Genomic DNA, 25,845 nt, shown 5'->3' on the forward strand with positions numbered 1-25,845 from the left:
GGACTCAGAAGACGAACGGGCCCGGCGACTGGGCGGCGCTGGACGTACAGGTGACGGTGACGCCGAAGATGACCATCTTCAGCGAGCCCTTGTAGAAGTCGAGGCTGTCACCCGCGGCCACGGTGCCGGGAAGCGGGCCGACGGTGACCGGGGAGCCGGCGGCCATGGCCGGGTTCACGGTGCCGCTGAAGACCCGGTTGGCGCCGGTCGAGTTGGCCATGGTCAGCGTGGAGGCGATGGAGTTCGCCGACAGCGCGAGTGGGGTGGTGATCGCGCTGGAGGTGAGCGTGAGGGTGGCCGAGGTACCGCTCTGGGTCGCGGTGAGGGTGGCCGTGCCGCCGCCGAAGACGCCGCAGTTGGCGGTGACGGTGGCGGTGGTCGGGGTGACGGCGGCGGCCGAGGGCGCGAAGGCCAGCGCCGTGGCGGCGAGGGCCCCCGCCGCGAGTGCCGCACCGGTGACTGTTCGTTTCATGGGGATCGGTTCCCTTCCCGTTACGTGGGAATGCCATGTGGGACGGTGACCCCGGTCCGGGTGGGTGCGGACACACCGCGGGGCCGAATCTGACGGTCCGTCGGAACTTACGGTCCCATTGATGCGCGAGCGACACACACCGGCAAGGTTGAAATTTGGCCGACTGCGGCGAGGGGCGGCGGGGAGGGCGGCCGAGAGGGGTGACTGGGGTGCGTGGGCGGGTGCGGGTGGTGTGTGGCTGATCGCGCAGTTCCCCGCGCCCCTTTGGGGCGCCTGAGCTGGTCCCACCTGAAGGGGCGCGGGGAACGGCGCGCGCAACCACGACGGCGCCGCACCCGTCCCCGCACCGCCGCGCGCCCCGGTCAACCGGCCCCCGCCCCTCCCCCGACGGAGTCAGACAAGGCCTCGCTTCTCGGCGGAGCGGGTCGGGTGGGCGGAAGGGCTAGGCAGGGACAGTGAGCCGAACCTCCCCGTCCGGCCCCGCCAGCAGTACCGGCGTCCCCGGCCCCCCAAGATCCCGCACTGCCGCGAGATCCTCGGCCACAACCTCCTCGGCCCCCGACACCACCGCCGCCGCCTCCAGCGACTCCGCCCCCGACGCCACCGCCATCGCCACCGCCGTCCGCAGCGCGCTCAGCCGCAGCGAGGGCAACTCCACGGTCCCCGCCACATACGTCCGGCCCGTCGAGTCCCGTACGGCCGCCCCCTCGGGCACCTGGTTGCGGGCCCGGGCCGAGCGGGCCAGGGTGACGATCTTGCGGTCCTCGGGATCGAGCGCGTTGCTGGAGGTCATGCCCCGAGCATACGAACAACCCGGCCCGGCCCCCGCCCGCCCCCGCCACCGGACGGAGTCAGCCGAGGGTCTGGACGATCTGACTCCGTCCGGCGTCGTGCACCACCCGCCCCCGCGCGCCGTTCACCAGCGGCAGGAACGGCGGCACATGCCCGCACTCCACATCGGCGACGACCGGCACCCCCAGCGGCCCGAGCGCGTCGAGCACGGCCTCGTGCTGGCCGAGGGTGGGGCTGCCGGGGGCACGCGTGCGCCCCACGAGAACGGCGGCGGCCCGGTCGAAGAAGCCGGCGAGCCGCATGCCGTGCAGGTTCCGGCAGATGGTGAACGCACTGTCCTCGCACGCCTCGACATAGACCAGCAGCGGTTCGTCCCCGGCGAAGCCGCCGGTGTCCAGGTACGGCGTCCCGGCGAGGTTGGCGAGTGTCTCGATACAGCCGCCGATCAGCCGGCCCTCGACGTCCACGTCCCCGTCCCCGGTCCCGTCGAGCCGGGTCCAGCCGCCCGCGGCGTCCAGCGTGACCTCGCGGACGCCGGGCTCCGCGATCCAGTCGTCCCGGCCCGCCGCCCGGTACCGCCCGGGCGGGGACTGGGTGAACGGCTGCCCCTGCGCCGCGGCCACGACGTCCAGCCAGGACAGCAGACCCGCGGGCGGCCGGTAGGGCGTTTCCATGAGGCAGTTGCCGTGCACGGTGGCGACCCCGGTGCGCAGGGTCAGCGGGGTCATGAGGGTCGACATGTCCGAGTAGCCGACGACCCAGGTCGGTTCGGCCCGCCCGATCGCCTCGAAGTCGAGCAGCGGGAGGAGGTCGATCGCGGTCTCGCCGCCCCACGGTGGGACGACGGCCCGGATCGAGGGGTCGGTGAGCATCCCGGTGAGTTCGGCGGCGCGCTCGGCGGCCGGTGCGCTGACGTGGGTGGCCGCGTCCATGCACCGGCCGGTCACCACCTCGTACCCGCGCTCCTCGACCGTCCGGATCGCCACGTCGAGCCGCGCGCGAAGCTCCTTGGGCACACCGCTGGAGGGCGAGGTCACCCCGACACGGTCACCGGGACGCAGGGGACGCGGATATCTGACGGTCGGCGGATCTGTGACGGTCAGCGGATCTCGGATGGTCATACGGCACATCCGACCGCCCCGGGCGCCCGCGGGCAACGGTATTTACGGCCGGTCCAGCCGCAGCCGCTCCGCCCTCGGCAGGCCGGCGACGACAAGGTCGTACGAGTCCTCGATCAGCTCTCTGACGAGCCGGTCGGGGAGACCGCCGTCCACGGTCACGGTGTTCCAGTGCCGCTTGTTCATGTGATACCCGGGCGCGATCAGCCCCTCGTGCTCGCCGCGGAGCCGGATCGCGTCCTCGGGGTCGCACTTGAGGTTGACCTTGAGGGGCTTCGCGTCGATCCAGCTCAGCGCGAACATCTTGCCGAGCACCTTGAAGACGGAGATGTCCGGGTTGAAGGGGAAGTCCTCCTCGGCCGCGTTGAAGGACAGGCAGTGGGCGCGCAGCTGGTCCGGGGTCACTCGGTGCCGTCCCCCTCCGGGTCGTCGGCCGCCGGCACCGGCTCCACCAGCACCGTCACGATCTTGTTGCGGCGGCCGGCGGCGGACTCGGCGGTCAGGGCGAGCCTGCGCCCGTCGGGGAGTTCGACCTGGGCGGAGGCGCCGGCGATCGGCACCCTGCCGAGGGCCTTGGCGAGCAGTCCGCCCACGGTCTCCACGTCCTCGTCGTCGTACTCCTCCAGGCCGTACAGCTCGCCGAGGTCCGTGATGTCGAGGCGGGCGGTGACCCGGTGGCGGTCGTCGCCGAGGTCGGTGACGGGCGGGAGTTCACGGTCGTACTCGTCGGTGATCTCGCCGACGATCTCCTCCAGGATGTCCTCGATGGTGACGATCCCGGCCGTGCCGCCGTACTCGTCGATGACGACGGCGACGTGGTTGCGTTCCTTCTGCATCTCGCGCAGCAGGTCGCCGGCGTTCTTGGTGTCGGGCACGAAGAACGCGGGCCGCATCGCGGTGGAGACCAGGTCGGTCTCGGCGTCCCGGCTGATGTGCGTCTTGCGGACCAGGTCCTTCAGATACACGATGCCGACGATGTCGTCCTCGCTCTCCCCGGTGACGGGTATCCGGGAGAAACCGGACCGCAGCGCCAGGGTGAGGGCCTGGCGGATGGTCTTGTAGCGCTCGATGACGACGAGGTCCGTCCTCGGGACCATGACCTCGCGCACCAGCGTGTCGCCCAGCTCGAAGACCGAGTGCACCATCCGGCGCTCGTCGTCCTCGATCAGGGACTCCTGCTCGGCGAGGTCGACCAGGGCACGCAGTTCGGCCTCGGAGGCGAACGGACCGCGCCTGAAGCCCTTGCCGGGGGTGAGGGCGTTGCCGATGAGGATGAGGAGATACGGGATCGGGCCCATGATCCTGGCGAGCGGCAGCAGCACGTACGCGGCGGCCGTCGCCGTGTTCAGCGGATGCTGGCGGCCGATGGTGCGCGGGGAGACGCCGACGGCGACGTACGACACGAGCACCATCACGCCGATCGCGGCGAGCAGCGCCTGCCAGGTGGCGGGGATCTCCTGGAGGCAGGCGTACGTGACCAGCGCCGCGGCCGCCATCTCGCAGGCGACCCGGACCAGCAGCGCCACGTTGAGGTAGCGGGTCGGGTCGGCGGCGACCTGGGCGAGCTTGGCGCTGCCGCGCCGCCCGGACTTCACCGCCTCCTCGGCCCGGAAGCTGGAGACGCGGGCGATACCGGCCTCGGCGCAGGCGGCCAGCCAGGCCACGACCACCAGCGCGATCGCTCCGACGACGATCTGCGGACTCATACGAATACGACCCGGCCCGCCTACGAGACGGTCGGCGCCGGGGACGGGCCGGTCAGGCCCTGCTCCGCACGCCAGCCGTCCACGATGGCCGCCTGCAGGCCGAACATCTCGGCCTTCTCGTCGGGTTCCTCGTGGTCGTAGCCGAGCAGGTGCAGCACGCCATGGACGGTGAGCAGCTGGAGCTCCTCGTCCATGGAGTGCTGGGTCTCGGCCTCGGCACCCTGCTTCGCGGCGACCTCCGGGCAGAGCACGATGTCGCCGAGCAGCCCCTGCGGCGGCTCGTCCTCGTCCTTCGACGGCGGGCGCAGCTCGTCCATCGGGAAGGACATGACATCCGTGGGGCCGGGCAGGTCCATCCACTGGATGTGCAGCTGCTCCATGGCGTCGGCGTCCACGACGATCACCGAGAGCTCGGAGAGCGGGTGGATGCGCATCCGCGCGAGGGCGTAGCGGGCGATGTCGAGGATCGCCTGCTCGTCGACCTCGGTTCCGGACTCGTTGTTGACGTCGATCGACATGGCGCTGCGCTTGTCTACTTCCCCTTGTGCGCGGACTTCGAGCGGCCGCCCTTGGGCGTGCCGTTCTCGGTACCGTGCGTGCTGTCGTACTGCTCGTACGCGTCGACGATACGGCCCACCAGCTTGTGCCGTACGACATCGTGGGACGTCAGCCGGGAGAAGTGCACGTCCTCCACGCCGTCGAGGATCTCCTGCACCTGCCGCAGACCGCTCTTGGTGCCGTTGGGCAGGTCGACCTGCGTCACGTCACCGGTGATCACGATCTTCGACTCGAAGCCGAGCCGGGTGAGGAACATCTTCATCTGCTCGGGCGAGGTGTTCTGGGCCTCGTCGAGAATGATGAAGGCGTCGTTGAGGGTGCGGCCGCGCATGTAGGCGAGGGGCGCCACCTCGATCGTCCCGGCCGCCATCAGGCGCGGGATCGAGTCCGGGTCGAGCATGTCGTGCAGCGCGTCGTACAGCGGGCGCAGGTACGGGTCGATCTTCTCGTAGAGCGTGCCCGGCAGGAAGCCGAGCCGCTCACCCGCCTCGACCGCCGGCCGGGTCAGGATGATGCGGTTGACCTGCTTGGACTGCAGGGCCTGCACCGCCTTGGCCATGGCCAGATACGTCTTGCCGGTACCGGCGGGCCCGATGCCGAAGACGATCGTGTGCTTGTCGATCGCGTCGACGTACCGCTTCTGGTTGAGGGTCTTGGGGCGGATGGTGCGGCCGCGCGAGGACAGGATGTTCTGCGTCAGAACCTGGGCCGGGGTCTCCTCCGGGCCCTCCCCGTTCTCACTCGCCCGCAGCATGGCGATCGAGCGTTCCACTGCGTCCTCCGTCATCGGCTGCCCGGTGCGGAGCACCAGCATCATCTCGTCGAACAGGCGCTGGACGATGGCCACTTCACGGGCATCGCCGACCGCGCTGATCTCATTGCCCCGGACGTGGATGTCGGCCGCCGGGAAGGCCTTCTCGATCACGCGCAGCAGGGAGTCGCCGGATCCCAGCACGGTGACCATGGGGTGCTGGGCGGGAACCTCGAACTGGGCTCGGGCCTGCTGCTGCGCGGGAGTGTGAGCTGTCGGTGTCTGAGTCATGGGCCGGCGCTTAAGGCCTGCGGTTCCTCCTCGTCACGGCCGCGTAGCTGAGGGCGGCCTCGCGGTATCAAGCGTACGACGCGGGGCTGACAACGCCGTAGGTCTTTTCCCCGGGAAAGGCGCCCCCGTTGCCGCCGTGAGCCCTGCATGCGCTCCGGCACGCCGGGGCAGAATCCGTGCCGTCACTGCCATACGTGGTCGGGGGGCCGCGTCCGCTCCACGCCACCTGTCCGCACAGAAAGCAGGTAGCCGTGCTGCTGCGACTGCCCACGTCGGTGTCCGAGGCCCGGGAATGCCTGGCCGAGGGGGCGGTACCGGTCGGCGGAGCGACCCTGATATGGGCCGCGTGGCAGCGGGACGGCTTCCCGGAACAGGCGGTGTCCCTGCGGAAGGTACCGGAGGCGACGGCGATGGGGAACGGGGTCCTCGGAGGCGCGGTCCTTCTCCACCAGCTGGACGACCGGGTTCCCGAGCTGCTGCGGCAGGCGGCGAAGGGCGTGGGCACGGGGGCGGTGCGCCGGACGGCGACGGTGGGCGGGAACATCGCCGGGTCGACGCTGCGGGACCTGCTGCCGGCGGCGATCGCGCTGGACGCGTGGGCCGACGTGCTCACGGCGGACGGGGTGTACGAGGTGGATCTCGCGGAAGTCGAGGCCAAGTCACCGGTCCTGCTGGCGCTGCGCTGGCGGGAGCCGGTGAAGGGGGCGTACACGAAGGTGCCGGACCCGGCGGGCGGGGAGGTGCCGACGATCGCCGCCGCTGCGGTGGACACGGAGGGTGTGCTGAGGGTCGCGGTGCGGGAGGGCTATGTGGTGAGCAGCGGGAGTGTGGGGGCCGACGGGGGCGGGGTGGAGGAGCTGTTCGCCGGTGCGTTGTCGGGGGTGTCGGGGGCGGGGCGGTCGCTGGTGCGGGTGCAGGTTGCCAAGGTGCGGGGGGAGTAGGCCGGGGGAGTAGGCCGGGGGGGGACGGCTCGTTGTCGGGTGCGGGGGGAGTAGGCCGGGGGGGTGACGGCTCGTTGTCGGGTGCGGGCCGGTGGGGGCTCGTCGCGCAGTTCCCCGCGCCCCTTACGGGGCACGTCCTAGCTGCGGGCAGGCGTGCCGCAGGGCGGCACGGGTGGGCGCTGGGGGTACCCCCTCTGGGGGGAGGCACCGTGCCAGCGCCGTAAGCGAAAACCCCCTGCCCCAGCCTCCAGCCACCCGCACCCGCCCTCTCCGCAGTCACCCGGCCCGGCCGAACCCGATCGTCGGCACCGCCCTCCGCAGGGGCCAGGGCCTCACCTGGTCCTCCTCCGGCACCAGCCCCTCCAGGAACGCGTACCGCCGCAGCGCCGCCGGCTCCTGCCCCGTCACCGACTGCACCTTCCGCCACCATGCCCCGATCTCCGACCAGCCGGGAGCCGACAACGAGCCGCCGAACTCCTGGACGGACAGCGCCGCCGTCAGCCCCGCGAAGGCGAGCCGGTCGGCCAGCGGCCAGTCGGCCAGTGTCCCGGTGACGAAACCGGCGACGAAGACATCGCCCGCCCCGGTCGGATCGAGGGCCTCCACGGCGATCGCCGGCACCTCCGCGGACTCCCCGGTCCGCCCGTCGACCGCGTACGCCCCCTCCGCCCCGAGGGTGACCACGGCAACGGGCACGTACTCGGTGAGGGCGTGCGCCGCGGCCCGCGGGCAGTCCGCGCCGGTGTACCGCATGGCCTCCTCCGCGTTCGGCAGGAACGCCTCGCAGTGTTCGAGATCGGCGAGCGCGGCCAGGTCCCACTCGCCCGTGTCGTCCCAGCCGATGTCACCGAAGATCCGGGTGCCCTCAGCGGCCGCGCGGGCGATCCACGGGTTGCGTTTGCCGGGCGTGAGCGAGGCGACGGCGGCGCGTGCACGAGCGGGGTGGCCGGGTGCGTTCTGCTGGCGGAACAGCGTGTCGGCGGGCGGCTCGTGCCCGTGCGACACCATGGTCCGCTCGCCCTCGTACGCCATGGAGACGGTGACCGGCGAGTGCCAGCCGCGCACCGTCCGGGACGGGGAGAGGTCGATGCCCTCGCCCTGGGCGAGCGCGTCCCAGCAGTACTCGCCGTAGTGGTCGTCGCCGAAGGCGGCCGCGAGGGAGGTCCGCAGGCCGAGGCGGGCGAGGGCGGTGGCCATGTTGGCGATGCCGCCGGGGCTGGAGCCCATGCCCCGGGCCCAGGACTCGGTGCCGCGCACCGGCGCGGAGTCCAGGCCGGTGAAGACGATGTCGAGGAAGACGGTGCCGGTGAGGTAGACGTCCCAGGGCGGGTCGTCCGGCGTGCGCAGGGCGGCCAGCGGGTCGACCTGTGCGGCGCAGTGCGGTGTTGTTGCTCCCCTGTCGTCGTCGAGGTACTCGGGTTCCTCTCCGGCGAACGCGTTGGACGCGGTCACGGTGCGCTCCCTGACGTGTGCGGATCCGGCCAGTCTGCACCATGTCGGGTCCGAGGCGGCCGCTCTCACCGTACGACCGCCCGAACGAGGCGTCCCTGCCGGCGGCATCGCCGGTGCCGGCCGGCCGGGCGGGTACGGCCGCCGCACGCCCCGGCCGTGAGGCCTACAGTGCGGCCCCCACGAGGTCGAGGCCGGCGGTGAGCAGCGCCCTGAGGTCCGCGAGGTCGGCGGTGGTGGGGTCGGTGAGCGGGGCGCGCACGGGGCCCACCGGCCGGCCGCGCAGCCGGGCCGCCGCCTTCACCAGCGACACCGCGTATCCGGGCACCCGGTCCCGCAGTTCGACGAACGGCACGTAGAAGCCGCGCAGCAGTTTGTCGACCGTGCCCTGGTCGCCGGCGCGCAGGGCGCCGAAGAAGACGTCGGCGATCTCGGGGGCGAAGGCGTGCACGGCCGAGGAGTAGGCGGGGACGCCGACGGTGGCGTAGGCGCGGGCCTGGATCTCGGCGGTGGCGGCGCCGTTGAAGAAGAGGAAGCCGTCGGGGGCGGCGAGGGTGAGCCGCTGCAGCCGGTCGAGGTCGCTGTGCCCGTCCTTGAGGCCGATCACGCCGGGGATGCCGGCGATCCGGGCCAACGACTCGGCGGTGTACGTGACTTGGCCGCGCTGGTAGACGACGAGCGGCAGCCCGGTCCGGCCCGCGATCGCCTCGATGTGGGCGATCAGTCCGTCCTGCGGGGCGGCGACGAGGTAGTGCGGCAGCACGAGCAGGGCGTCGGCGCCGGCCTCCTCCGCGATGCGCGCGAACCGGGCGGCCTGCGCCCAGCCGTACCCCACCCCGGCGACCACCGGCATCCGCCCGCCGGCCTCCTCGACCGCCACCGTCACGACCTGCCGGTACTCCTCCTCGTCCAGCGAGAAGAACTCCCCCGTGCCGCAGGCCGGGAAGAGGGCGCCGGGCCCGGCGGCCAGCTGCCCGGCGACGTACGCCCGGAATCCGTCCACATCGAGGGACCCGTCGGCGTGGAACGAGGTGAGCGGGAACGACAGCACACCGCCCGCCATCCCGTCCCGCAGCCTCCGCACCACACGCTCCGGCTGTCCGGCCACCGCACCCATCTCCTGACATGGACGTCATCTATGTATGAAGACAGAGACTAGATATGCGAACGCCTCGCCGTCAACGGCGCGCACCGCCCCCACCCCCTTACGATCAGCGCATGTCGGAGACAGCAGGGGTCCGCGAGGTGAAGTCCGCGGCGCGCACGGTGGAGCTGCTGGAGCTGCTCGCCGCCCGCGGCGACCGCCCGGCCCGCCTCCAGGAGCTGGCGGACGAACTCGGCGTCCCGCGCAGCTCGATGTACGCCCTGCTCCAGACGCTGATCACCCGCGGCTGGGTGCGCACGGACACCACGGGCTCCCTCTACGGCATCGGCATCCGCACCCTGCTGACCGGCACCAGCTATCTGGACTCCGACCCGCGGGTCCGCCTCGTACGCCCCTACCTCGACGAGGCCTCGGAGGCACTCGGCGAGACGATCCACCTGGCCCGCCTGGACGGCCCGGACGTGGCGTACCTGGCGACCCGGGAGTCCCACGAGTACCTGCGCACGATCAGCAGGGTCGGCCGCCGCCTCCCGGCCCACGCCGGCGCCCTGGGCAAGGCCCTGCTGGCGGAACGCCCGGACGCCGGCCTCCCCGAGGGCCCCTACCAGCCCCTCACCCCCCACACCCGCACGACCCCGGACTCCCTCTCCGCCGACCTCGCCGAGACCCGCGCCCGTGGCTACTCGATCGACCGCGAGGAAAGCGTCCTCGGCATCACCGGCTTCGGCTTCGCCCTCCGCTACGACACCCCGCCCCAGGACGCGATCAGCTGCTCGGTACCGGTGACCCGGCTGACGCCCCGGCACGAGGCCGAGATCGTGGCGGTGATGCAGGAAACCCGCACCCGCATCGAGTCAGCGACAACAGGCGGCACGGTCAACTGGCGTTGAGGAGCCGGAGGGTACCGGTGCGTCGTCGGCCGCGGGCGGGTGGGGGCTGGTCGCGCAGTTCCCCGCGCCCCTTGCGGGGCGCCTTAGCTGCGGGCAGGCGTGCCGCAGGGCGGCACGGGTGGGCGCTGGGGGTACACCCTTCTGGGGGAGGCACCCTGCCAGCGCCGGCAAGCGTCCCCACCCGGCCCCCAGCCCCCGCTGGCCGCACTCGCCACTCCACCGAACCCCATGGCGCGCGGCGCCGCTACCCCCTCCCCCGCCCCCAAAACCTCACCGTGCCCCACATCACACCCCCCGCTCTTCTTCCGCTCCCCCGCCCTTGATACAAATTCCCCGCGCGTTCCTGTCCCTCGACGGCCTGCGCCGAACCCCCTTTCTCCGCCGCTCCTTTCGCATGCCCTGGGAACGCCCGTGTCCGCCCCCCGCACCACCCCCTGGCCCCTCGTCGCCCTCTTCACGGCCGGGTACCTGGCCCCTTACCTCCTCCCGACCACCGTCGGCAGGCTCGAATCGGGGCTCCCCGTCACCGCCACCCAGGCAGGCGCCATCGGCAGTGCCCTGCTGCTGAGTTCGGCGACGGCAGGCTTCCTCCTCGCCGCCCGGGTCGACCGCATCGGCCCCCGCACACTCGCCCGCCTAGGCCTGCTGCTCGCGGCCCTCGGCTACGGCGGAGCGGCCCTGACCACCGCCGTCCCCGCGGTCGTCGCCGGCGCAGTGGTCGGCGGATTCGGTTCCGGCACGGTCACCGCGGTCGCCGCCACCGGTATCGCCGCACAACGCGATCCGCACCGCACCACCACCCTCGGCCTGCTCGGCGTCTCCGCCCTCGCGGCGGCCGTCTACCTGTCGGTCCCGCACCTCGGCCCGGGCCACGCGCAGCCCCTCGCCGCGATCGCGCTCACGGCGCTCGCGGTCTGGCCGTTCACCGCCCGCCTGTCCCCACGCACCGCCCCGGCCCTCCCCCGCACCGCCGCCGGCTCCCGGCTCCCCCAGCTCCGCTCCGGCCTGCTGCTGGCCGCCGCGATGCCGTGCTGGTCGGCCGCGCAGAACTCGCTGTGGGGGGTCAGCGGCCGTATCGGCCTGACGCAGGCGCACCTCGGCGAGGCGACCGTCGGCGCGGTGTTCGCGGTGGCGCTCGGCACCGGCCTGCTCGGCGTGGTCGGCGCGGGTGCCCTCGGCCCGCGGCTCGGCCTGGCCCTGCCGATCGGGCTCGGCACCGTGCTGATCGCGGGCTGTATCGCGCTCAGCGCGTCCGCCACCGGCCTCGCGTCCTTCGCGGCCGGCGAGATCGCCTGGAACCTGCTCTACCCGGTCGTCCTGTCGTACGTCATCGGGCTCGCCGCCGCCCTCGATCCACGCGGCCGCTGGGCGGTGCTGGTGGGGTCGGCGTCATCGCTGGGGACGGCCCTCGGCCCGATGACCGGCAGCCTGCTGGCCGCGCGGGCGGGTTTCCCGGCGATGGGGACGGTCCTCGCGGTGGGCCTGCTGGCGGTCGCGGTACCGCTGACGGCGGTGGCGCTGCGGCGCAGGACCACCACCGTCACGACCGGCCCGGCACTCACCGACGGGACGGCGGTACGGCTGGACGTCGCGGCCTGACCGAACTCGGCGACTCAGCCGAACTCGTAGGCGTCCACCTCGGCGAGGTACCGGGCCCGCAGTTCCTCGTCGTCCTCCAGGAAGGACGCGCGGAAGGAGTTGCGGGCCAGCTCCCGCATCTGTTCCCTGGTCAGGCCCAGGGCGTCGCGCACGGCGTGGTAGTTGTCGGCGACGTAACCGCCGAAGTAGGCCGGGTCGTCGGAGTTGACCGTGCACAGCAGCCCGGCGTCGATCATGGCCGGAAGTGGGTGCTCGGCGAGCACGTCGACCGTGCGCAGGCGGACGTTGGACAGCGGGCACAGCGTCAGCGGGATCCGTTCCCGCACCAGCCGGGCGACCAGCTCCGGGTCCTCCACGCAGCGCAGCCCGTGGTCGACGCGCTCGACGCCGAGCACGTCCAGCGCCTCGGTGATGTACTCCGGCGGCCCCTCCTCACCGGCATGCGCCACCCGCCGCAGCCCGAGCGCGGCCGCGGCCTCGTACACCTCGCGGAACTTGACCGGCGGATGCCCGACCTCGGCCGAGTCCAGCCCGATACCGGTGATCCGGTCCAGGTACGGCTTCGCCGCCTGAAGCGTCTCCATCGCCGACTCGGCGGACTCGTCGCGCAGGAAGCACATGATGAGGCGGGTGGAGATCCCGTGGCTCTCGACGCTCCGGCCCAGCGCCCGCCACAGGCCCTCGACGACCGCGCCCATGGACACCCCGCGCACCAGGTGCGCCTGCGGGTCGAAGAAGATCTCGGCATGCCGCACGCCCTGCGCGGCGGCCCGCGCGAGGTAGGCGTCGGCGAGGTCGTCGAAGTCCTGCTCGGTGCGCAGGACGGCCATCAGCTCGTAGTACAGGTTCAGGAAGGACTGCAGGTCCTCGAACTGGTACGCCTTGCGCAGCGCGTCGGTGTCCGCGTACGGCAGCTCGACGCCGTTGCGCGCGGCCAGCATGAACGCCAGCTCGGGCTCCAGCGTGCCTTCGATGTGGAGGTGCAGTTCTGCTTTGGGGAGGGGCATCAAAGCATCGTACGGCCGTTTCACCTGCGCTTCGGGACCGGCACTCGGAGCAGGTCGCGGGCGACGGTCAGCTCGCCGTCGTATCCGGCGGCCCGGGCCTCCCGTTCGAAGGCGTCGGGGTCGCAGTAGCGCTGGCTGAAGTGGGTCAGCACGAGGTGCCGTACCCCCGCCTCGCGGGCGACGGCCGCCGCCTGTCCGGCGGTCAGGTGGCCGTGTTCCGCGGCGAGTCCGGCGTCCTCGTCGAGGAAGGTCGACTCGATGACGAGCAGGTCGCAGCCCTCCGCGAGGGCGTGCACGCCGTCGCAGAGCCGGGTGTCCATGACGAACGCGAACCGCTGGCCGCGCCGCACCTCGCTGACCTCGTCGAGCGTGACGGCGCCGAGGACGCCCTCGCGCTGGATCCGGCCGACGTCGGGGCCGGTGATGCCGTGCGCGGCGAGCCGTTCGGGCAGCATGCGGCGGCCGTCGGGCTCGGTGAGCCGGTAGCCGTAGGACTCGACGGGGTGGGAGAGCAGCCGGGCCTCAAGCCGGTACGACCGGGTGCTGGCGAGGTCGCCGTCCGCGTCGACCGGGGCCTCGGTGATGCCGACGGTCTCGCGGTAGGCGGTGGCGTACCGGAGCCGGTCGAAGAAGCGCTGCCCGGAGCGCGGGTAGTGGGCGGTGACCGGGTGCGGGACCTTGTCGAGGTTGACGCGCTGGATGACCCCGGCGAGGCCGAGGGAGTGGTCGCCGTGGAAGTGGGTGACGCAGATCCGGTTCAGGTCGTGCGCGGCGACCCCGGCCCGCAGCATCTGCCGCTGGGTGCCCTCACCGGGGTCGAAGAGGATGCCCTCGCCGTCCCAGCGCAGCAGGTAGCCGTTGTGGTTGCGGTGCCGGGTGGGGACCTGGCTGGCGGTGCCGAGGACCACCAGTTCACGTACGGACACGGCTGGTCACCCGGGCGGCCACTGCAGGCCGCGGCCGCCGATGACGTGGGCGTGGGTGTGCCAGACGGTCTGGCCGGCGCCGCTGCCGGTGTTGAAGACGACGCGGTAGCTCTCCAGCTTGTCCTCGTCGGCGACGGCCTGGGCCTCACGCAGTATGTCGGCGGCGATCGCGGGTTCGCCTGCGGCGAGCTCGGCCGCGTTCTTGTAGTGGACCTTGGGGATCACCAGGACGTGGGTGGGTGCCTGGGGGTTGATGTCCCGGAAGGCGACGGTGGTGTCCGTCTCCCGGACGATCGTCGCGGGGACGTGACCTGCGACGATCTTGCAGAAGAGACAGTCGTCCTGGGGTTCCCCTGCCATTCCGTTTCCTTCCTTGGCACCGTGATCGATCTTCCGGGGCATCGTATCGTCGTCGGGTGCGGGTTCGCGGGGGCTGGTCGCGCAGTTCCCCGCGCCCCTTGGCCGGCCGTGGTTGCCGCATGTCGGCACAGTCCGGCGCCCTTTCAGGTGGACCGGGCGCCCCTCCCTACAGGGGCAGCGTCGGCGGCGTCTTCGCGGGAGCCGTCTCCAGGGCCTCCAGCGCTGTCCGTACCGCCTCGTCCAGCTGGGGATCCCGGTCCGCGCCCCAGTCCTGCGGGGTCTGTACGACCTCCACGTCCGGGTCGACGCCGTGGTTCTCCACGCCCCAGCCGTAGCCCTCCAGCCAGAACGCGTACTTCGGCTGGGTGACCAGTGTGCCGTCGACCAGGCGGTAGCGGCTGTCGATGCCGATCACGCCGCCCCAGGTGCGGGTGCCGATCACCGGGCCGATGCCCAGGGCCTTGATCGCCGCGTTGACGATGTCGCCGTCCGAGCCGGAGAACTCGTTCGCGACGACGACCACCGGTCCCCGGGGCGCGTCCCTCGGATAGCTGTGCGGCCGCATGCCGCGCGGCAGGTCCCAGCCGACGATCCGCCGGGCCAGCTTCTCCACCACGAGCTGGGAGGTGTGCCCGCCCCGGTTCTCGCGGACGTCCACGACGATGCCCTCGCGCGCCATCTCCACGCTCAGGTCGCGGTGGATCTGGGCCCAGCCGGGCGCCTGCATGTCGGGGACATGGAGGTAGCCGAGCCGGCCGGCGGACAACTCGTGGACGTGGGCTCGCCGGTCGGCCACCCACGCGTGGTAGCGCAGCGGCTCCTCGTCCGCGACCGGGACGACGACGGGGTGGCGCAGTTCGCCACCACCGGCCGGGGACACGGTCAGTTCGACGGCCTTGCCGGCCGTGCCGACGAGGAGGGGGCCGGGGCCGGTCACCGGGTCGACGGGGCGGCCGGCCACGGCCACGATCGCGTCGCCGGGGCGTACCGCGGCGCCGGGGGCGGCGAGGGGGGACCGGGCTCCGGGGTCGGAGGTCTCGGCGGGCAGGATCCGGTCGATGCGCCAACTGCCGTCGTCATGGCGGGAGATGTCGGCACCGAGCAGGCCCTGGCGGGCGCCGTTGCCGTGGCCGCCGCGCGGGGTGACGTAGGCGTGCGAGGTACCGAGTTCGCCCTGGACCTCCCAGAGCAGGTCGACGAGGTCGTCGTGGGTGGCGACCCGGTCGACGAGCGGGCGGTAGCGGTCGAGGACGCCGTTCCAGTCGACGCCGCCGAGGTCGGGCCGCCAGAACTGGTCGCGCATGATGCGCCCGGTCTCGTCGAACATCTGCCGCCACTCGGCGGCCGGGTCGACGGTCTGCCGGACCCGGGACAGGTCGACGGTGATGTTGCTGTCGCTGTCGTCGTCGCCCGAGGCCCGGCGGTCGCTGGGTACGACCTTGAGTTTGCCGTCGGCCCAGAGCAGGACGCGTTTGCCGTCGCCGCTGACCTCGAAGTGGTCGGCGTCGGAGGAGAGGTACTCGATGCGCTGCTGGGCGAGGTCGTAGCGCTCCAGCTCGGTCTTGGGCGCCGGGTCCTCGGGGTGGGCGCGGGAGGCGCCGAGCACACCGCGCACCGGGTGGCGCAGCCAGAGCACGCCGTCCTTGGCGGCCCGGAGCGTGGAGTAGCGGCCGGCCTCGACGGGGAAGGGCACGATCCGGTCGGCGAGGCCCTCCAGGTCGATGCGGGTGGCGGGGGTGCCCTCGGCGTCCGGGGTCTCGTCCTTGTCGGGGGTCTCGAAGGGACGGCCGTGCCGCTGCGGGCCGAACGGCGAGGGGGTGGTGGCCGCGAGGGTGATCAGGTGCGGGCGGTCGCCGACCACGAACGCCAGGTCGAAGACGTGCTCGTCGTAGACCGGGTCGAAGGAGCGGGTGGAGAGGAAGGCGAGGTGTTTGCCGTCCCGGGTGAAGGCGGGGTCGTAGTCCCTGAACCGCAGCGGGGTCGCCTCGGTGACGGTCAGGTCGGTGGTGTGGGCGATGCGGAGCTGGCAGAGCCCGCCGGCGCCGGGGTGGGACCAGGCGAGCCAGCCGGAGTCGGGCGAGAAGGCCAGTCCGGAGACGTCACCGTCCTCGCTGCGGTCGACCTCGCGGACCTCGCCCGTCTCCCGCTCGACGAGGAGCAGCCGTCCGTCGTGGGCGGCGACGGCGACCCGGCCGCCGTCGGGGGCGACGGCGAGGTCCAGGACCCGGCCGAGCTGTCCGGCGGCGATCCGGCGCGGTGTGGCGCCGGGCACGAGCCCGGTCGCGGGGGCGAACTCCAGGGCGTCGTCGCCCTCGGCGTCCGTCACCCACACCACCCACTCCTCCGCGTCCACGCGGAAGGTGACGGGCAGCCGGGCCCGCACCCCCGGCTCGGCGACGAGCGCACGCGCCGGGCCCGAGCGGTGGGTCACCCAGTGCACGCCGCCGCGCACCAGGACGGCGCTGCCGCGCGCGGTGTGGTCGGGCGAGGCGTGGGAGAACCAGCGGGCCGCGTTGACCGGGTACGGCTGCCGGTCCACCCGGGACCCGCCGAGCCGGATGTCCAGGCGGCGCGGCTCGGCGCCCTCCAGGTCCTCCAGGAGCCAGAGTTCACCGGCCGAGGCGTAGACGACGCGGGTGCCGTCGCCGGACGCGTGCCGGGCGTAGAAACCGTCGAGCGGGGTGTGCCGGCGCAGGTCGGAACCGTCGGCCAGGGAGGAGTACAGCGCGCCCGTGCCCTCGTGGTCCGAGAGGAACGCGATCCGGTCGCCGGCCCACACGGGGTACTCCAGGTTCCCGTCCAGCTCCGCGTGCAGCCGTACGAACTCGCCGGCGCCCTCCCGGTCGATCCACAGCTTCCCGGCCGTACCGCCCCGGTACCGCTTCCACCAGGCCGCCTCCCGCCCCATCGGGGCGGACAGCAGCACGGTGTGCGGGCCGAGGGCGACATGGCCGACCGGGCCGTACGGCAGGACGGTGGACGGGCCGCCGTCGAGCGGGACGGTGTGGGCCCAGCTGCGGCGCAGGCTGGCCTGGCCGTGGGTGGTGATCGCGAGGACCTGCCCGTCGGCGGTCCAGCCGCGCACCTGGGTACGGGAACTCCCCCAGTGCGTCAGGCGGGTGGCGGAGCCGCCGTCGACGGGGGCCAGGTGGATCTCGGGGGCGCCGTCGCGGGTGGAGGTCCAGGCGACCGTGGTCCCGTCGGGCGAGATGCGCGGCAGGGTCACGGGGACGTTGTCGGCGCTGACCCGCCAGGCCCGGCCGCCGTCCAGGGGCGCCAGCCACACGTCGTCCTCGGCGGTGAAGGCGACTAGATCGCCGTGGACGTGCGGAAATCGGAGGTAGGACCGCGGTCCTGTCGCTGCACCCTGAGTCACTCGCTCAGCCTATGCATCGCGGTGTGTTCCCGGTGGCCGATTTCGATCACTTGCCCTGCACCGGCCGGCACTTGGGGTCGCCCTGGCACCAGATGGTCTTGGTGACGGTCACGGTGGGGCCGGGCTGCTGCCCGTAGGTGGGCGGCCGGTAGGTGCTGTACGTCGGTCCGGGCGTGGCGTCGCAGTCGCCCAGTCCGTTCACCCGGAACCACTCCTTGCCGCCGACCTTCGCGACGAGGTTCCCGCGCACGCAGGCCCCGCTGACCGCCTTCGTGACCCGGCCGGTGACGGTGATGGCCCGCCCGTCCTTGGTCCTGCCCTTGCAGTCCACGGAGACGACGGTGGTCTCGGTGGCCGACGGCGTCTTCGCGGACGATTTCGACGACCCGTAGTTGCCGGTGCAGGTGAGCCAACTGACGTCCACGTGCTGGCGTTTCAGCTCGGCGGTGGCGGTCTGGTCGGTGGTGTAGGCGACCGTCGCGGTGTTCAGGTCGCTCGGCTGACAAGCGACCGCGCCACCCACGGCGAGCACCACGAGCCCCGCCGCGGCCGCCACCCTGGTCCCGCGCGGCCGGCCCCAAATCCGCCTCAATGCCCCCATGGAGGGCAGCCTGCCACCGTCCCGCCGGTGGCGGTAGGGGACATACGGCCACTCACGTGTTCGGAACCATCACCCTTCAGGTGCGCAGCAGCAGCCACTCCTGCAGTTCCACCAGGTTCCCCTCGGGGTCCTTGAGGTGGGCGACCCGCATGCGTTCCGCCATCGCCGCCGGCCCGTGCACGAGGACCGCCCCCCGCCCCACGATCTGCTCGCAGTAGGCGTCGAGGTCGTCGACGCGCAGCACCACCAGCGAACGGTGCCCGGTCGCCGCGTCTCCCAGTTCGCCCAGTACCGCGGCCATCATCGCCCGGTCCTGCAGGGCGATCCCCGCCGACCCGGCGTGCGGGCTGAACTTCTCGTACGGCCCCTCGCTCGCCCCCGACTGCGGCTTCAGCCCGAGCACCTCGGCATAGAAGCGGTAGCAGGCGGCGAAGTCGGTTACCAGGAGCCGGACTTGGGCGAGTTCCACGGCGTGTCCCCCAGGGCTGGTGTGGTTCAGGACCACCGGCCGGTGCGGCCCAGCAGCAGGGCCGCGGCCGCCGTCCCGGCGGTCGATGTCCGCATCACGGTAGGCCCCAGCGTGTACGCCTTCGCACCCGCCTCCTCGAACAGCGCCACCTCGTCCCGGGCGATGCCTCCCTCGGGCCCGACGACCAGCACGATCTCGCCCTCGGCGGGCAGCCGGGCGCCGGCGAGCGGCTCGCTGCCGTGCTCGAAGTCGGAGTGCAGCACGGCGGCGAGGTCGGCTCTGGCGAGAAGCGCCGCAACCTGTCTGGTGCTCACCGCGTCCCCCACCTCAGGGAACCACACCCGGCGGGACTGCTTGCCCGCCTCGCGGGCGGTGGCGCGCCACTTGGCCAGCGACTTGAGCCCGCGCTCGCCCCTCCACTGGCTGATGCAGCGGGCGGCCTGCCAGGGCACGACCGCGTCGACGCCGACCTCGGTCATGGTCTCCACGGCGACCTCCCCCCGGTCCCCCTTGGGAAGTGCCTGCACCACGGTGATCCGGGGCCGCGGCACAGGTTCCTCGTGGACGGTCGCCACATCCGTCACCACCAGCCGGTCCTTGCCCTCGGCGGCCCGTACGACCCCCTCGGTCCAGCGCCCCCGCCCGTCGGTGAGGATGACGGGCTCGCCGGGCTGCAGCCGCTTCACGGAGACGGCGTGCCGCCCCTCGGGGCCGTCCAGGACGATCTCGCCGCCGGGGAAGCCGGGCACCACCAGCGGATCGAGCACGAACACCGGCGCGGTCATCCCCGGCCCCCCTCCCCCTTGGTCGACAACGCTGTCGACGCGGCGGCGAGTTCCTCGGCGAGGACCTCCACCAGCTGCCCGGCGGGCAGCTCGCGGGCCAGCCGGTGCCCCTGCCCGGCCCACAGGGCCATGCCCTGCGCGTCCCCGGCCTTCGCGGCGGCCTTGCGCAGCGGGGAGGTGAGGTGGTGGACCTCCGGGTAGGCGGCGGGCGCGTAGGGGCCGTGCTCGCGCATGAACCGGTTGACCAGGCCGCGTGCGGGCCGCCCGGAGAACGCCCGGGTCAGCGCGGTCCGCGTGAACAGCGGGTCGGTCAGCGCCTGCTTGTGCAGGTCGGCGGCGCCGGACTCCGGGCCGGCCAGGAAGGCCGTCCCCAGCTGTGCGGCGCTCGCCCCCGCCGCCAGCACGGCCGCGATCTGGCTGCCGCGCATGAGCCCGCCGGCGGCGACGACCGGGATCCGCACGGCCTCCCGCACCTGGGCGACCAGCGACAGCAGGCCGATCCCGGACCCGTCGTTCTCCGGTACGTCCCGGTGGGTGCCCTGGTGTCCGCCGGCCTCCACGCCCTGTGCGATCACCGCGTCGGCGCCGGCCCGCTCCACGGCGAGGGCCTCCTCGACGGTGGTGGCGGTGACCATCGTGACCGTTCCGGCACGCCGCAGGGAGTCCAGCACATCCCGCGTCGGCACACCGAAGTGGAACGAGGCCACGGCCACCGGATTGTCCAGCAGCACGGCCAGCTTGGCCTCGTACCCGTCGTCGCGGCCGCTGTCCGGATCACCGAGCTCGGTCTCGTACCAGGCGGCCTCACCGGCCAGCTGGTGCGCGTAGACCTCCACGGCCCCGGACTCGGCATACTCCGGCTGCGGCACGAAGAGGTTCACACCGAAGGGACGCCCGGTCAGCCCTCGCAACTGCTTGATCTCCTGGTACATCCCGTCGGCGGTCTTGTACCCGGCGGCGAGGAACCCCAGCCCGCCCGCCTCGGACACGGCGGCGGCGAGCTGCGGGAGGGAGACCCCGCCGGCCATGGGGGCCTGCACGATCGGAATGGGGAAGAGATCGGTCAGTGCGGAGGACATGACGGCATGTTGTCACGTCCTCCGAACAAGACCGAATCGGGCCGCCCCTTTGGCACATGCCAGAAATCTCCCCCACCCAGAGGCACCCAACCTCTTGATCGACCGAGCCGCGGGGACGGCCCCGACCCTCGATCGACCGAGCCGCGGGGCGGCCTCACTTCTTGATCGACCGAGCCGCGGGGCGGCCTTGCTTCTTGATCGACCGAGTCGGGTGGTGGGTGGGCGAGGGTTTCGGGGGTCCAGGGGGCGGAGCCCCCTGGCGGGGTCGAAGGGGCGGAGCCCCTTCACGGCACCATGTCAACGCCCGTTGAACGCGTCCTTCAGTCGGCTGAACAACCCTTGCTGACCCGGCTGGAACTGCCCCTGCGGCCGTTCCTCCCCACGCAGCTTCGCCAGCTCCCGCAGCAACCGCTCCTGCTCAGGATCCAGCTTCGTCGGCGTCGTCACCTCGACATGCACGATCAGGTCACCCCGACCGCCACCCCGCAGATGCGTGACCCCACGCCCGTGCAGCGGAATCGACTGCCCAGACTGGGTGCCGGGCCGGATGTCGATCTCCTCCAGCCCGTCCAGCGTCTCCAGCGGCACCTTCGTACCGAGCGACGCCGCCGTCATCGGAATCGTCACCGTGCAGTGCAGATCGTCCCCGCGCCGCTGGAACGTGGAGTGCGGCAGCTCGTGGATCTCGACGTACAGGTCACCCGCGGGACCCCCGCCGGGCCCGACCTCGCCCTCACCGGCGAGCTGGATCCGGGTGCCGTTGTCGACACCGGCCGGGATCTTCACGGTCAGCGTCCGCCGCGACCGCACCCGCCCGTCACCCGCGCACTCGGGGCACGGCGTCGGCACGACGGTCCCGAACCCCTGGCACTGCGGGCACGGCCGGGAGGTCATGACCTGCCCGAGGAAGGACCGCGTCACCTGCGAGACCTCACCACGGCCCCGGCACATGTCACACGTCTGGGCGGAGGTGCCCGGCGCCGCGCCCTCACCGTTGCAGGTGTTGCAGACGATCGCCGTGTCGACCTGGATGTCCTTGGTCGTGCCGAAGGCCGCCTCGTCGAGCTCGACCTCGATCCGGATCATCGCGTCCTGGCCGCGCCGCGTACGCGACCTCGGCCCGCGCTGGGACGCCGTACCGAAGAACGCGTCCATGATGTCCGAGAAGTTCCCGAAGCCACCGGCCCCGAAGCCCCCGGCCCCCGCGCCGCCGCTCTGCGAGAGCGGATCCCCGCCGAGGTCGTAGACCTGCTTCTTCTGCGGATCGGAGAGCACCTCGTAGGCGGCGTTGATCTCCTTGAACCGCTCCTGGGTCTTCGGATCCGGGTTGACGTCCGGGTGCAGCTCGCGCGCGAGCCGACGGAAGGCCTTCTTGATCTCTTCCTGCGACGCGTCGCGGCGCACGCCGAGAACGGCGTAGTAGTCCGTGGCCACTTACGACTCCGCCAGGATCTGTCCGACGTACCGTGCCACCGCTCGTACCGCTCCCATCGTTCCCGGGTAATCCATGCGCGTCGGTCCGACCACGCCGAGTTTGGCGACTGCCTCGCCGCCCGAACCGTAACCGACCGACACCACGGACGTGGAGTTGAGTCCCTCGTAGGCGTTCTCGTGACCGATGCGTACGGTCATGCCCGAATCCCCCGCCTCGCCCAGGAGTTTGAGGAGGACGACGTGCTCCTCCAGAGCCTCCAGGACGGGCCGGATGGTGAGGGGAAAGTCATGTCCGAAGCGGGTGAGATTGGCGGTGCCGCCGATCATCAGCCGCTCCTCGTTCTCCTCGACGAGTGTCTCCAGCAGGGTGGAGAGCACCGCCGTGACCGCGCCGCGGTCCTCGACCTCGAAGGCCTCCGGCAGGTCCTCCACCAGCCGGGGCACGTCCGCGAACCGGCGTCCCGCGACCTTGCTGTTCAGCCGGGCCCGCAGATCCGCCAGAGACGTTTCCCCGAAGGGCGCCGGGCAGTCGACCATCCGCTGCTCGACCCGTCCGGTGTCGGTGATCAGTACCAGCATCAGCCGGGCCGGGGCCAGCGCGAGCAGTTCCACGTGGCGCACGGTCGACCGCGTCAGCGACGGATACTGCACCACCGCCACCTGCCGCGTCAGCTGAGCCAGCAGCCGCACGGTACGCGCCACCACGTCGTCGAGGTCGACGGCGCCGTCGAGGAAGTTCTGGATGGCCCGCCGCTCGGGCGCGCTCATCGGTTTGACGCCGGCCAGTTTGTCGACGAACAGCCGGTAGCCCTTGTCGGTGGGGATCCGCCCCGCGCTGGTGTGCGGCTGGGCGATGTACCCCTCGTCCTCCAGGGCGGCCATGTCGTTGCGCACGGTCGCCGGCGAGACGCCGAGGTTGTGCCGTTCGGTCAGCGCCTTCGACCCGACCGGTTCCTCGGTGCCGACGTAGTCCTGGACGATGGCGCGCAATACCTGAAGCCTGCGTTCACTCAGCATCCGGCGCCACACCTCCAGAAAGTCGTCCCGCGGCCTTTCGGGTCCTTCGGGTCCTTCGTGTCTTTCGTCTGGCACTCTGTGAGCGCGAGTGCCAGCGTCCCCGGCCCAGTGTACGGCCGTGGGGTACTGACTGGGCAAGGTCGGTCAGGACCCATGGCGTTCTACGGCTAGCGTCGCGGCATGACGGTGACTTGGGAAGAGCTGGGCTGGGAGCGGGTGGCCGACGGGGTCGGCCGGTGCCGGCTGCCGGGCTGGGACTGCACGGCGGGTCTGGTGCTGGGCGCGGGCACGGCCCTGATGGTGGACGCCGGGTCGAGCCTGGCGGAGGGCGCACGGTTGCGCGTGGAGGCGCAGGCACTGGCCGACCGCCGTGTGACTCATCTCGCGCTCACCCACCCGCACTTCGACCACGTCTTCGGGGCGGCCGCCTTCGCTGGCGCGGACCTGTACGCGGCGGTGGGCACGGAGGCCGTCTTCGCCTACGACCGCGAGGAGCTCCGCCTGGACGCGGTCCGCAACGGCCTTCCCTCCCCGGAGGCCGAGGAGGCGGCCGACGCCCTCCCCCGCCCGCGCCACCTGGTCTCCGGCGAGTGGACGCTCGACCTGGGCGACGGCCGCCAGGCCCTGCTGGCCAACGTGGGCCCCGGCCACACCCCCCACGACCTCGCCGTCCTGGTCCCCGGCGACCCGGAGGTGGTGTTCTGCGGCGACCTGGTGGAGGAGTCCGGCGATCCGCAGGCCGGCCCCGACGCCGTACCGTCGCGATGGCCCGCGGCCCTGGACCGCCTGCTCTCGCTCGGCGGCGAGAACGCCCTGTACGTACCCGGTCACGGAGCGGTGGTCGACGCGGCGTTCGTGCGGGCCCAGCGCGACGCCCTGGCGGCCCGTTTCGGCGTGTCGTAGGCGCACCGGTTCGGCTTCTCCTATCGTCATCCGAATGCGCCAGTACTCCGCCGACCTGACCCCGCCGTGGAAGAAGCCGAAGCCGGTGCCCGAGGTGGCCGCCGAGCCCGGTCTGGTGGTGGAGGAGCCCGGTACCGGCTTCTGCGGCGCGGTGATCCGCTGCGAGGCGGGCACGGTCACCCTGGAGGACCGCTTCGGCAAGCACCGCGTCTTCCCGCTGGAGCCGCGCGGCTTCCTCCTGGAGGGCAGGGCGGTCACCCTCGTACGCCCCCCGTCCAATGGACCTTCACGCCCTTCGCGTACCGCTTCCGGCTCGGTCGCCGTCCCCGGCGCACGCGCGCGTGTCGCCCGCGCGGGCCGCATCTACGTGGAGGGCCGCCACGACGCGGAACTGGTCGAGAAGGTCTGGGGCGACGACCTGCGCATCGAGGGCGTGGTGGTGGAGTACCTGGAGGGCGTCGACGACCTCCCCGCCATCGTGGCCGAGTTCGCCCCCGGCCCCGACGCCCGCCTCGGCGTCCTCGTCGACCACCTGCTCCCCGGTACCAAGGAGTGGCGCATCGCCCAGTCGGTCACCAGCGACCACGCCCTGGTCGTCGGCCACCCGTACATCGACATCTGGGAGGCGGTGAAGCCGTCGGCTCTGGGCATCGGCTCCTGGCCCCGCGTCCCGCACGGCCAGGACTGGAAGACGGGCGTGTGCCGGGCCCTCGGCTGGCCCACGGACAACACGGGCGCGGTATGGCAGGCGATCCTCGCGCGCGTGGGCTCCTACAAGGACCTGGAGCCGGAGCTGCTGGGATGTGTCGAGCGTCTCATCGACCACGTGACCGTGCCCTGACGTCTGCCGAGCCCTTGATTCACCGGGACCGGTGGACTGCTCTCCGCCCGCGCGGAGGTGGCCCGTCGATCAGTCCGTCCGCACCGCCGAGCAGGTCATGCTCCCCGCTGTCGCGGGGGTGACCCCTCAGTCCACCAGGTCCCGCACCACCGCATCCGCCAGCAGCCGCCCCCGCAGCGTCAGGACGGCCCGCCCCTCCTCGTAGGGGCCGTCCGCCAGCAACCCCTCCCCCAGCGCCCGCCGCGAGGCCTTCAGCCCCTCCTCCTTCAGCAGGTCCAGCGGCACCCCCTCCCGCAGCCGCAGCTCCAGCAGGATCCGCTCCACGCGCCGGTCCTCGTCCGACAGGACCTCCCGCCCGGCCCCCGGCGATCTCCCGGACGCCAGCGCCGCCGCGTACGCCCCCGGATGCTTGACGTTCCACCAGCGCACCCCGCCCATGTGCGAATGCGCCCCCGGCCCCGCGCCCCACCAGTCGGCGCCCCGCCAGTACAGCTCGTTGTGCAGGCAGCGGCCGGCCTGCGAGGTGGCCCAGTTGGACACCTCGTACCAGTCGAAGCCCGCCTCCGACAGCACCGAGTCGGCGATCAGGTAGCGGTCGGCGTGGACGTCGTCGTCGGTCATCGGGACCTCGCCGCGGCGGATCCGGCGGGCGAGCTGCGTGCCCTCCTCGACGATCAGCGCGTACGCCGACACATGGTCGGGCCCGGCTCCGATCGCCGCCTCCAGGGAGGCCCGCCAGTCGTCGTCGGACTCGCCGGGGGTGCCGTAGATCAGGTCCAGGTTGACGTGCTCGAAGCCGGCCGCGCGGGCCTCCGCGACGCACGCCTCGGGGCGCCCGGGGGTGTGGGTGCGGTCGAGGACCCGCAGCACGTGCTGCCGTGCGCTCTGCATGCCGAAGGAGATCCGGTTGAAGCCGCCCTCCCGCAGGGCCGCCAGGTAGGCCGGGTCGACGGACTCGGGGTTCGCCTCCGTGGTGACCTCCGCGTCGGCGGCGAGCCCGAACTCGTCACGGATCGCGTGCAGCATCCGTACGAGATCGGCGGCGGCCAGCAGCGTCGGCGTACCGCCGCCCACGAACACCGTACGGACCTCGCGCGGGTCGTCGCCGAGGACCTTCTTGGCCAGCCTGACCTCGTCCGCCAACGTGTCCGCGTAGTTGTCGCGGGAGGCGAGGACACCGCCGCTGCCGCGCAGCTCGGTCGCCGTGTACGTGTTGAAGTCGCAGTAGCCGCAGCGGGTCGCGCAGTAGGGGACGTGCAGGTAGAACCCGAGGGGGCGGGCGGCGGCACCGGCGAGCGCGGACGCGGGGAGCGCGCCGTCGTCGGGGACCGGCTCGCCGTCGGGGAGTGCGGAAGGCATGTCCTCCATTGTCCCG

Annotated in this window: 25 protein-coding genes; 5 read left to right on the plus strand and 20 right to left on the minus strand. The window is 72.6% G+C overall.

Annotation, left to right across the window (positions count from 1 at the left end; all coding sequences use genetic code 11):
* Positions 1 to 4: 4 nt before the first annotated feature.
* The 7 genes from OHB00_RS17520 to OHB00_RS17550 form a co-directional block, all read right to left on the minus strand.
* Positions 5 to 472 carry a hypothetical protein gene (locus tag OHB00_RS17520; RefSeq protein ID WP_406435836.1) on the minus strand — a complete coding sequence of 156 codons (468 nt, stop codon included), beginning with the start codon at positions 470 to 472 and terminating at the stop codon, positions 5 to 7.
* Positions 473 to 914: 442 nt separating this feature from the next.
* On the minus strand, positions 915 to 1,265 hold the full coding sequence (locus OHB00_RS17525) for a cytidine deaminase (RefSeq protein WP_406435837.1): 351 nt from the start codon (positions 1,263 to 1,265) through the stop codon (positions 915 to 917).
* A gap of 58 nt (positions 1,266 to 1,323) precedes the next feature.
* Positions 1,324 to 2,385: a S66 peptidase family protein gene (locus tag OHB00_RS17530; protein ID WP_406435838.1), complete on the minus strand. Its 1,062-nt coding sequence runs from the start codon at positions 2,383 to 2,385 to the stop codon at positions 1,324 to 1,326.
* A 42-nt stretch (positions 2,386 to 2,427) separates the two neighbouring features.
* Entirely contained in the window at positions 2,428 to 2,787 is a 360-nt protein-coding gene (locus tag OHB00_RS17535) for an MmcQ/YjbR family DNA-binding protein (protein WP_406435839.1), read from the minus strand.
* The gene (locus OHB00_RS17540) at positions 2,784 to 4,088 is read right to left on the minus strand and encodes a hemolysin family protein (protein WP_406435840.1); all 1,305 of its coding nucleotides are present in this window, start codon (positions 4,086 to 4,088) and stop codon (positions 2,784 to 2,786) included. The genes OHB00_RS17535 and OHB00_RS17540 overlap by 4 nt, the downstream gene beginning before the upstream one ends.
* 20 nt (positions 4,089 to 4,108) lie before the next feature.
* Positions 4,109 to 4,606: an rRNA maturation RNase YbeY gene (gene ybeY, locus OHB00_RS17545; RefSeq protein ID WP_234539372.1), complete on the minus strand. Its 498-nt coding sequence runs from the start codon at positions 4,604 to 4,606 to the stop codon at positions 4,109 to 4,111.
* Between the two features lie 14 nt (positions 4,607 to 4,620).
* The gene (locus tag OHB00_RS17550) at positions 4,621 to 5,688 is read right to left on the minus strand and encodes a PhoH family protein (protein WP_406435841.1); all 1,068 of its coding nucleotides are present in this window, start codon (positions 5,686 to 5,688) and stop codon (positions 4,621 to 4,623) included.
* 251 nt (positions 5,689 to 5,939) lie between these two features.
* Here OHB00_RS17550 and OHB00_RS17555 point away from each other — a divergent pair, with 251 nt between their 5' ends.
* Complete coding sequence (locus tag OHB00_RS17555) at positions 5,940 to 6,629, plus strand: FAD binding domain-containing protein (RefSeq protein ID WP_406435842.1); 690 nt, start codon at positions 5,940 to 5,942, stop codon at positions 6,627 to 6,629.
* A gap of 276 nt (positions 6,630 to 6,905) precedes the next feature.
* Here the strand turns inward: OHB00_RS17555 and OHB00_RS17560 are convergent, their stop codons facing one another.
* Together OHB00_RS17560 and OHB00_RS17565 are read right to left on the minus strand one after the other, a co-directional pair.
* Positions 6,906 to 8,081, minus strand: coding sequence for a carbohydrate kinase family protein (locus OHB00_RS17560; protein ID WP_406435843.1), 1,176 nt, complete (start codon positions 8,079 to 8,081; stop codon positions 6,906 to 6,908).
* Positions 8,082 to 8,244: 163 nt separating this feature from the next.
* Positions 8,245 to 9,186, minus strand: coding sequence for a 5-dehydro-4-deoxyglucarate dehydratase (locus OHB00_RS17565; protein ID WP_406435844.1), 942 nt, complete (start codon positions 9,184 to 9,186; stop codon positions 8,245 to 8,247).
* A gap of 110 nt (positions 9,187 to 9,296) precedes the next feature.
* Here OHB00_RS17565 and OHB00_RS17570 point away from each other — a divergent pair, with 110 nt between their 5' ends.
* Together OHB00_RS17570 and OHB00_RS17575 are read left to right on the plus strand one after the other, a co-directional pair.
* On the plus strand, positions 9,297 to 10,073 hold the full coding sequence (locus OHB00_RS17570) for an IclR family transcriptional regulator (protein ID WP_406435845.1): 777 nt from the start codon (positions 9,297 to 9,299) through the stop codon (positions 10,071 to 10,073).
* Between the two features lie 411 nt (positions 10,074 to 10,484).
* A complete protein-coding gene (locus tag OHB00_RS17575) occupies positions 10,485 to 11,672 on the plus strand; it encodes an MFS transporter (RefSeq protein WP_406435846.1) in 1,188 nt (395 codons plus the stop codon).
* A 14-nt stretch (positions 11,673 to 11,686) separates the two neighbouring features.
* On the opposite strand, the gene OHB00_RS17580 is transcribed toward OHB00_RS17575, so the two are convergent.
* The 10 genes from OHB00_RS17580 to hrcA all read right to left on the minus strand — a co-directional run bounded on the left by OHB00_RS17580 (position 11,687) and on the right by hrcA (position 22,726).
* Complete coding sequence (locus OHB00_RS17580) at positions 11,687 to 12,679, minus strand: adenosine deaminase (protein WP_406435847.1); 993 nt, start codon at positions 12,677 to 12,679, stop codon at positions 11,687 to 11,689.
* A gap of 20 nt (positions 12,680 to 12,699) precedes the next feature.
* Complete coding sequence (locus tag OHB00_RS17585; RefSeq protein ID WP_406435848.1) at positions 12,700 to 13,605, minus strand: ribonuclease Z; 906 nt, start codon at positions 13,603 to 13,605, stop codon at positions 12,700 to 12,702.
* Between the two features lie 6 nt (positions 13,606 to 13,611).
* Positions 13,612 to 13,965, minus strand: coding sequence for a histidine triad nucleotide-binding protein (locus OHB00_RS17590; protein WP_406435849.1), 354 nt, complete (start codon positions 13,963 to 13,965; stop codon positions 13,612 to 13,614).
* Positions 13,966 to 14,131: 166 nt separating this feature from the next.
* Entirely contained in the window at positions 14,132 to 17,341 is a 3,210-nt protein-coding gene (locus OHB00_RS17595) for a S41 family peptidase (protein WP_406435850.1), read from the minus strand.
* Positions 17,342 to 17,387: 46 nt separating this feature from the next.
* Positions 17,388 to 17,942, minus strand: coding sequence for a hypothetical protein (locus OHB00_RS17600; RefSeq protein ID WP_406435851.1), 555 nt, complete (start codon positions 17,940 to 17,942; stop codon positions 17,388 to 17,390).
* Positions 17,943 to 18,018: 76 nt separating this feature from the next.
* Positions 18,019 to 18,411, minus strand: a complete 393-nt coding sequence (locus tag OHB00_RS17605; protein WP_406435852.1) for a VOC family protein — start codon at positions 18,409 to 18,411, stop codon at positions 18,019 to 18,021.
* 26 nt (positions 18,412 to 18,437) lie between these two features.
* The gene (locus OHB00_RS17610) at positions 18,438 to 19,196 is read right to left on the minus strand and encodes a 16S rRNA (uracil(1498)-N(3))-methyltransferase (protein WP_406435853.1); all 759 of its coding nucleotides are present in this window, start codon (positions 19,194 to 19,196) and stop codon (positions 18,438 to 18,440) included.
* On the minus strand, positions 19,193 to 20,275 hold the full coding sequence (locus OHB00_RS17615) for a nitronate monooxygenase (protein ID WP_406435854.1): 1,083 nt from the start codon (positions 20,273 to 20,275) through the stop codon (positions 19,193 to 19,195). Before OHB00_RS17615 ends, OHB00_RS17610 begins: the two co-directional genes overlap by 4 nt.
* Before the next feature lie 297 nt (positions 20,276 to 20,572).
* Entirely contained in the window at positions 20,573 to 21,709 is a 1,137-nt protein-coding gene (gene dnaJ, locus OHB00_RS17620) for a molecular chaperone DnaJ (RefSeq protein WP_406435855.1), read from the minus strand.
* On the minus strand, positions 21,710 to 22,726 hold the full coding sequence (gene hrcA / locus OHB00_RS17625) for a heat-inducible transcriptional repressor HrcA (protein ID WP_406435856.1): 1,017 nt from the start codon (positions 22,724 to 22,726) through the stop codon (positions 21,710 to 21,712).
* 180 nt (positions 22,727 to 22,906) lie between these two features.
* On the opposite strand from hrcA, the gene OHB00_RS17630 reads away from it, so the two are divergent.
* Positions 22,907 to 23,629, plus strand: a complete 723-nt coding sequence (locus tag OHB00_RS17630; protein ID WP_406435857.1) for an MBL fold metallo-hydrolase — start codon at positions 22,907 to 22,909, stop codon at positions 23,627 to 23,629.
* 34 nt (positions 23,630 to 23,663) lie between these two features.
* On the plus strand, positions 23,664 to 24,470 hold the full coding sequence (locus tag OHB00_RS17635) for a DUF3097 domain-containing protein (RefSeq protein ID WP_406435858.1): 807 nt from the start codon (positions 23,664 to 23,666) through the stop codon (positions 24,468 to 24,470).
* A gap of 126 nt (positions 24,471 to 24,596) precedes the next feature.
* On the opposite strand, the gene hemW is transcribed toward OHB00_RS17635, so the two are convergent.
* Positions 24,597 to 25,829: a radical SAM family heme chaperone HemW gene (gene hemW / locus OHB00_RS17640; RefSeq protein WP_406435859.1), complete on the minus strand. Its 1,233-nt coding sequence runs from the start codon at positions 25,827 to 25,829 to the stop codon at positions 24,597 to 24,599.
* Positions 25,830 to 25,845: the final 16 nt, after the last annotated feature.

The sequence above is a fragment of the Streptomyces sp. NBC_00631 genome, assembly GCF_045206895.1.
GTDB lineage: Bacteria > Actinomycetota > Actinomycetes > Streptomycetales > Streptomycetaceae > Streptomyces.

Excerpts from the sequence above, each read along its gene's own strand:
- OHB00_RS17520 (WP_406435836.1), bottom strand. The coding sequence starts at position 472 with ATGAAACGAACAGTCACCGGTGCGGCACTCGCGGCGGGGGCCCTCGCC.
- OHB00_RS17525 (WP_406435837.1), bottom strand. The coding sequence starts at position 1,265 with ATGACCTCCAGCAACGCGCTCGATCCCGAGGACCGCAAGATCGTCACC.
- OHB00_RS17530 (WP_406435838.1), bottom strand. The coding sequence starts at position 2,385 with ATGACCATCCGAGATCCGCTGACCGTCACAGATCCGCCGACCGTCAGA.
- OHB00_RS17540 (WP_406435840.1), bottom strand. The coding sequence starts at position 4,088 with ATGAGTCCGCAGATCGTCGTCGGAGCGATCGCGCTGGTGGTCGTGGCC.
- ybeY (WP_234539372.1), bottom strand. The coding sequence starts at position 4,606 with ATGTCGATCGACGTCAACAACGAGTCCGGAACCGAGGTCGACGAGCAG.
- OHB00_RS17550 (WP_406435841.1), bottom strand. The coding sequence starts at position 5,688 with ATGACTCAGACACCGACAGCTCACACTCCCGCGCAGCAGCAGGCCCGA.
- OHB00_RS17570 (WP_406435845.1), top strand. The coding sequence starts at position 9,297 with ATGTCGGAGACAGCAGGGGTCCGCGAGGTGAAGTCCGCGGCGCGCACG.
- OHB00_RS17580 (WP_406435847.1), bottom strand. The coding sequence starts at position 12,679 with ATGCCCCTCCCCAAAGCAGAACTGCACCTCCACATCGAAGGCACGCTG.
- OHB00_RS17590 (WP_406435849.1), bottom strand. The coding sequence starts at position 13,965 with ATGGCAGGGGAACCCCAGGACGACTGTCTCTTCTGCAAGATCGTCGCA.
- OHB00_RS17600 (WP_406435851.1), bottom strand. The coding sequence starts at position 17,942 with ATGGGGGCATTGAGGCGGATTTGGGGCCGGCCGCGCGGGACCAGGGTG.
- OHB00_RS17610 (WP_406435853.1), bottom strand. The coding sequence starts at position 19,196 with ATGACCGCGCCGGTGTTCGTGCTCGATCCGCTGGTGGTGCCCGGCTTC.
- OHB00_RS17615 (WP_406435854.1), bottom strand. The coding sequence starts at position 20,275 with ATGTCCTCCGCACTGACCGATCTCTTCCCCATTCCGATCGTGCAGGCC.
- hrcA (WP_406435856.1), bottom strand. The coding sequence starts at position 22,726 with ATGCTGAGTGAACGCAGGCTTCAGGTATTGCGCGCCATCGTCCAGGAC.
- OHB00_RS17630 (WP_406435857.1), top strand. The coding sequence starts at position 22,907 with ATGACGGTGACTTGGGAAGAGCTGGGCTGGGAGCGGGTGGCCGACGGG.
- OHB00_RS17635 (WP_406435858.1), top strand. The coding sequence starts at position 23,664 with ATGCGCCAGTACTCCGCCGACCTGACCCCGCCGTGGAAGAAGCCGAAG.
- hemW (WP_406435859.1), bottom strand. The coding sequence starts at position 25,829 with ATGCCTTCCGCACTCCCCGACGGCGAGCCGGTCCCCGACGACGGCGCG.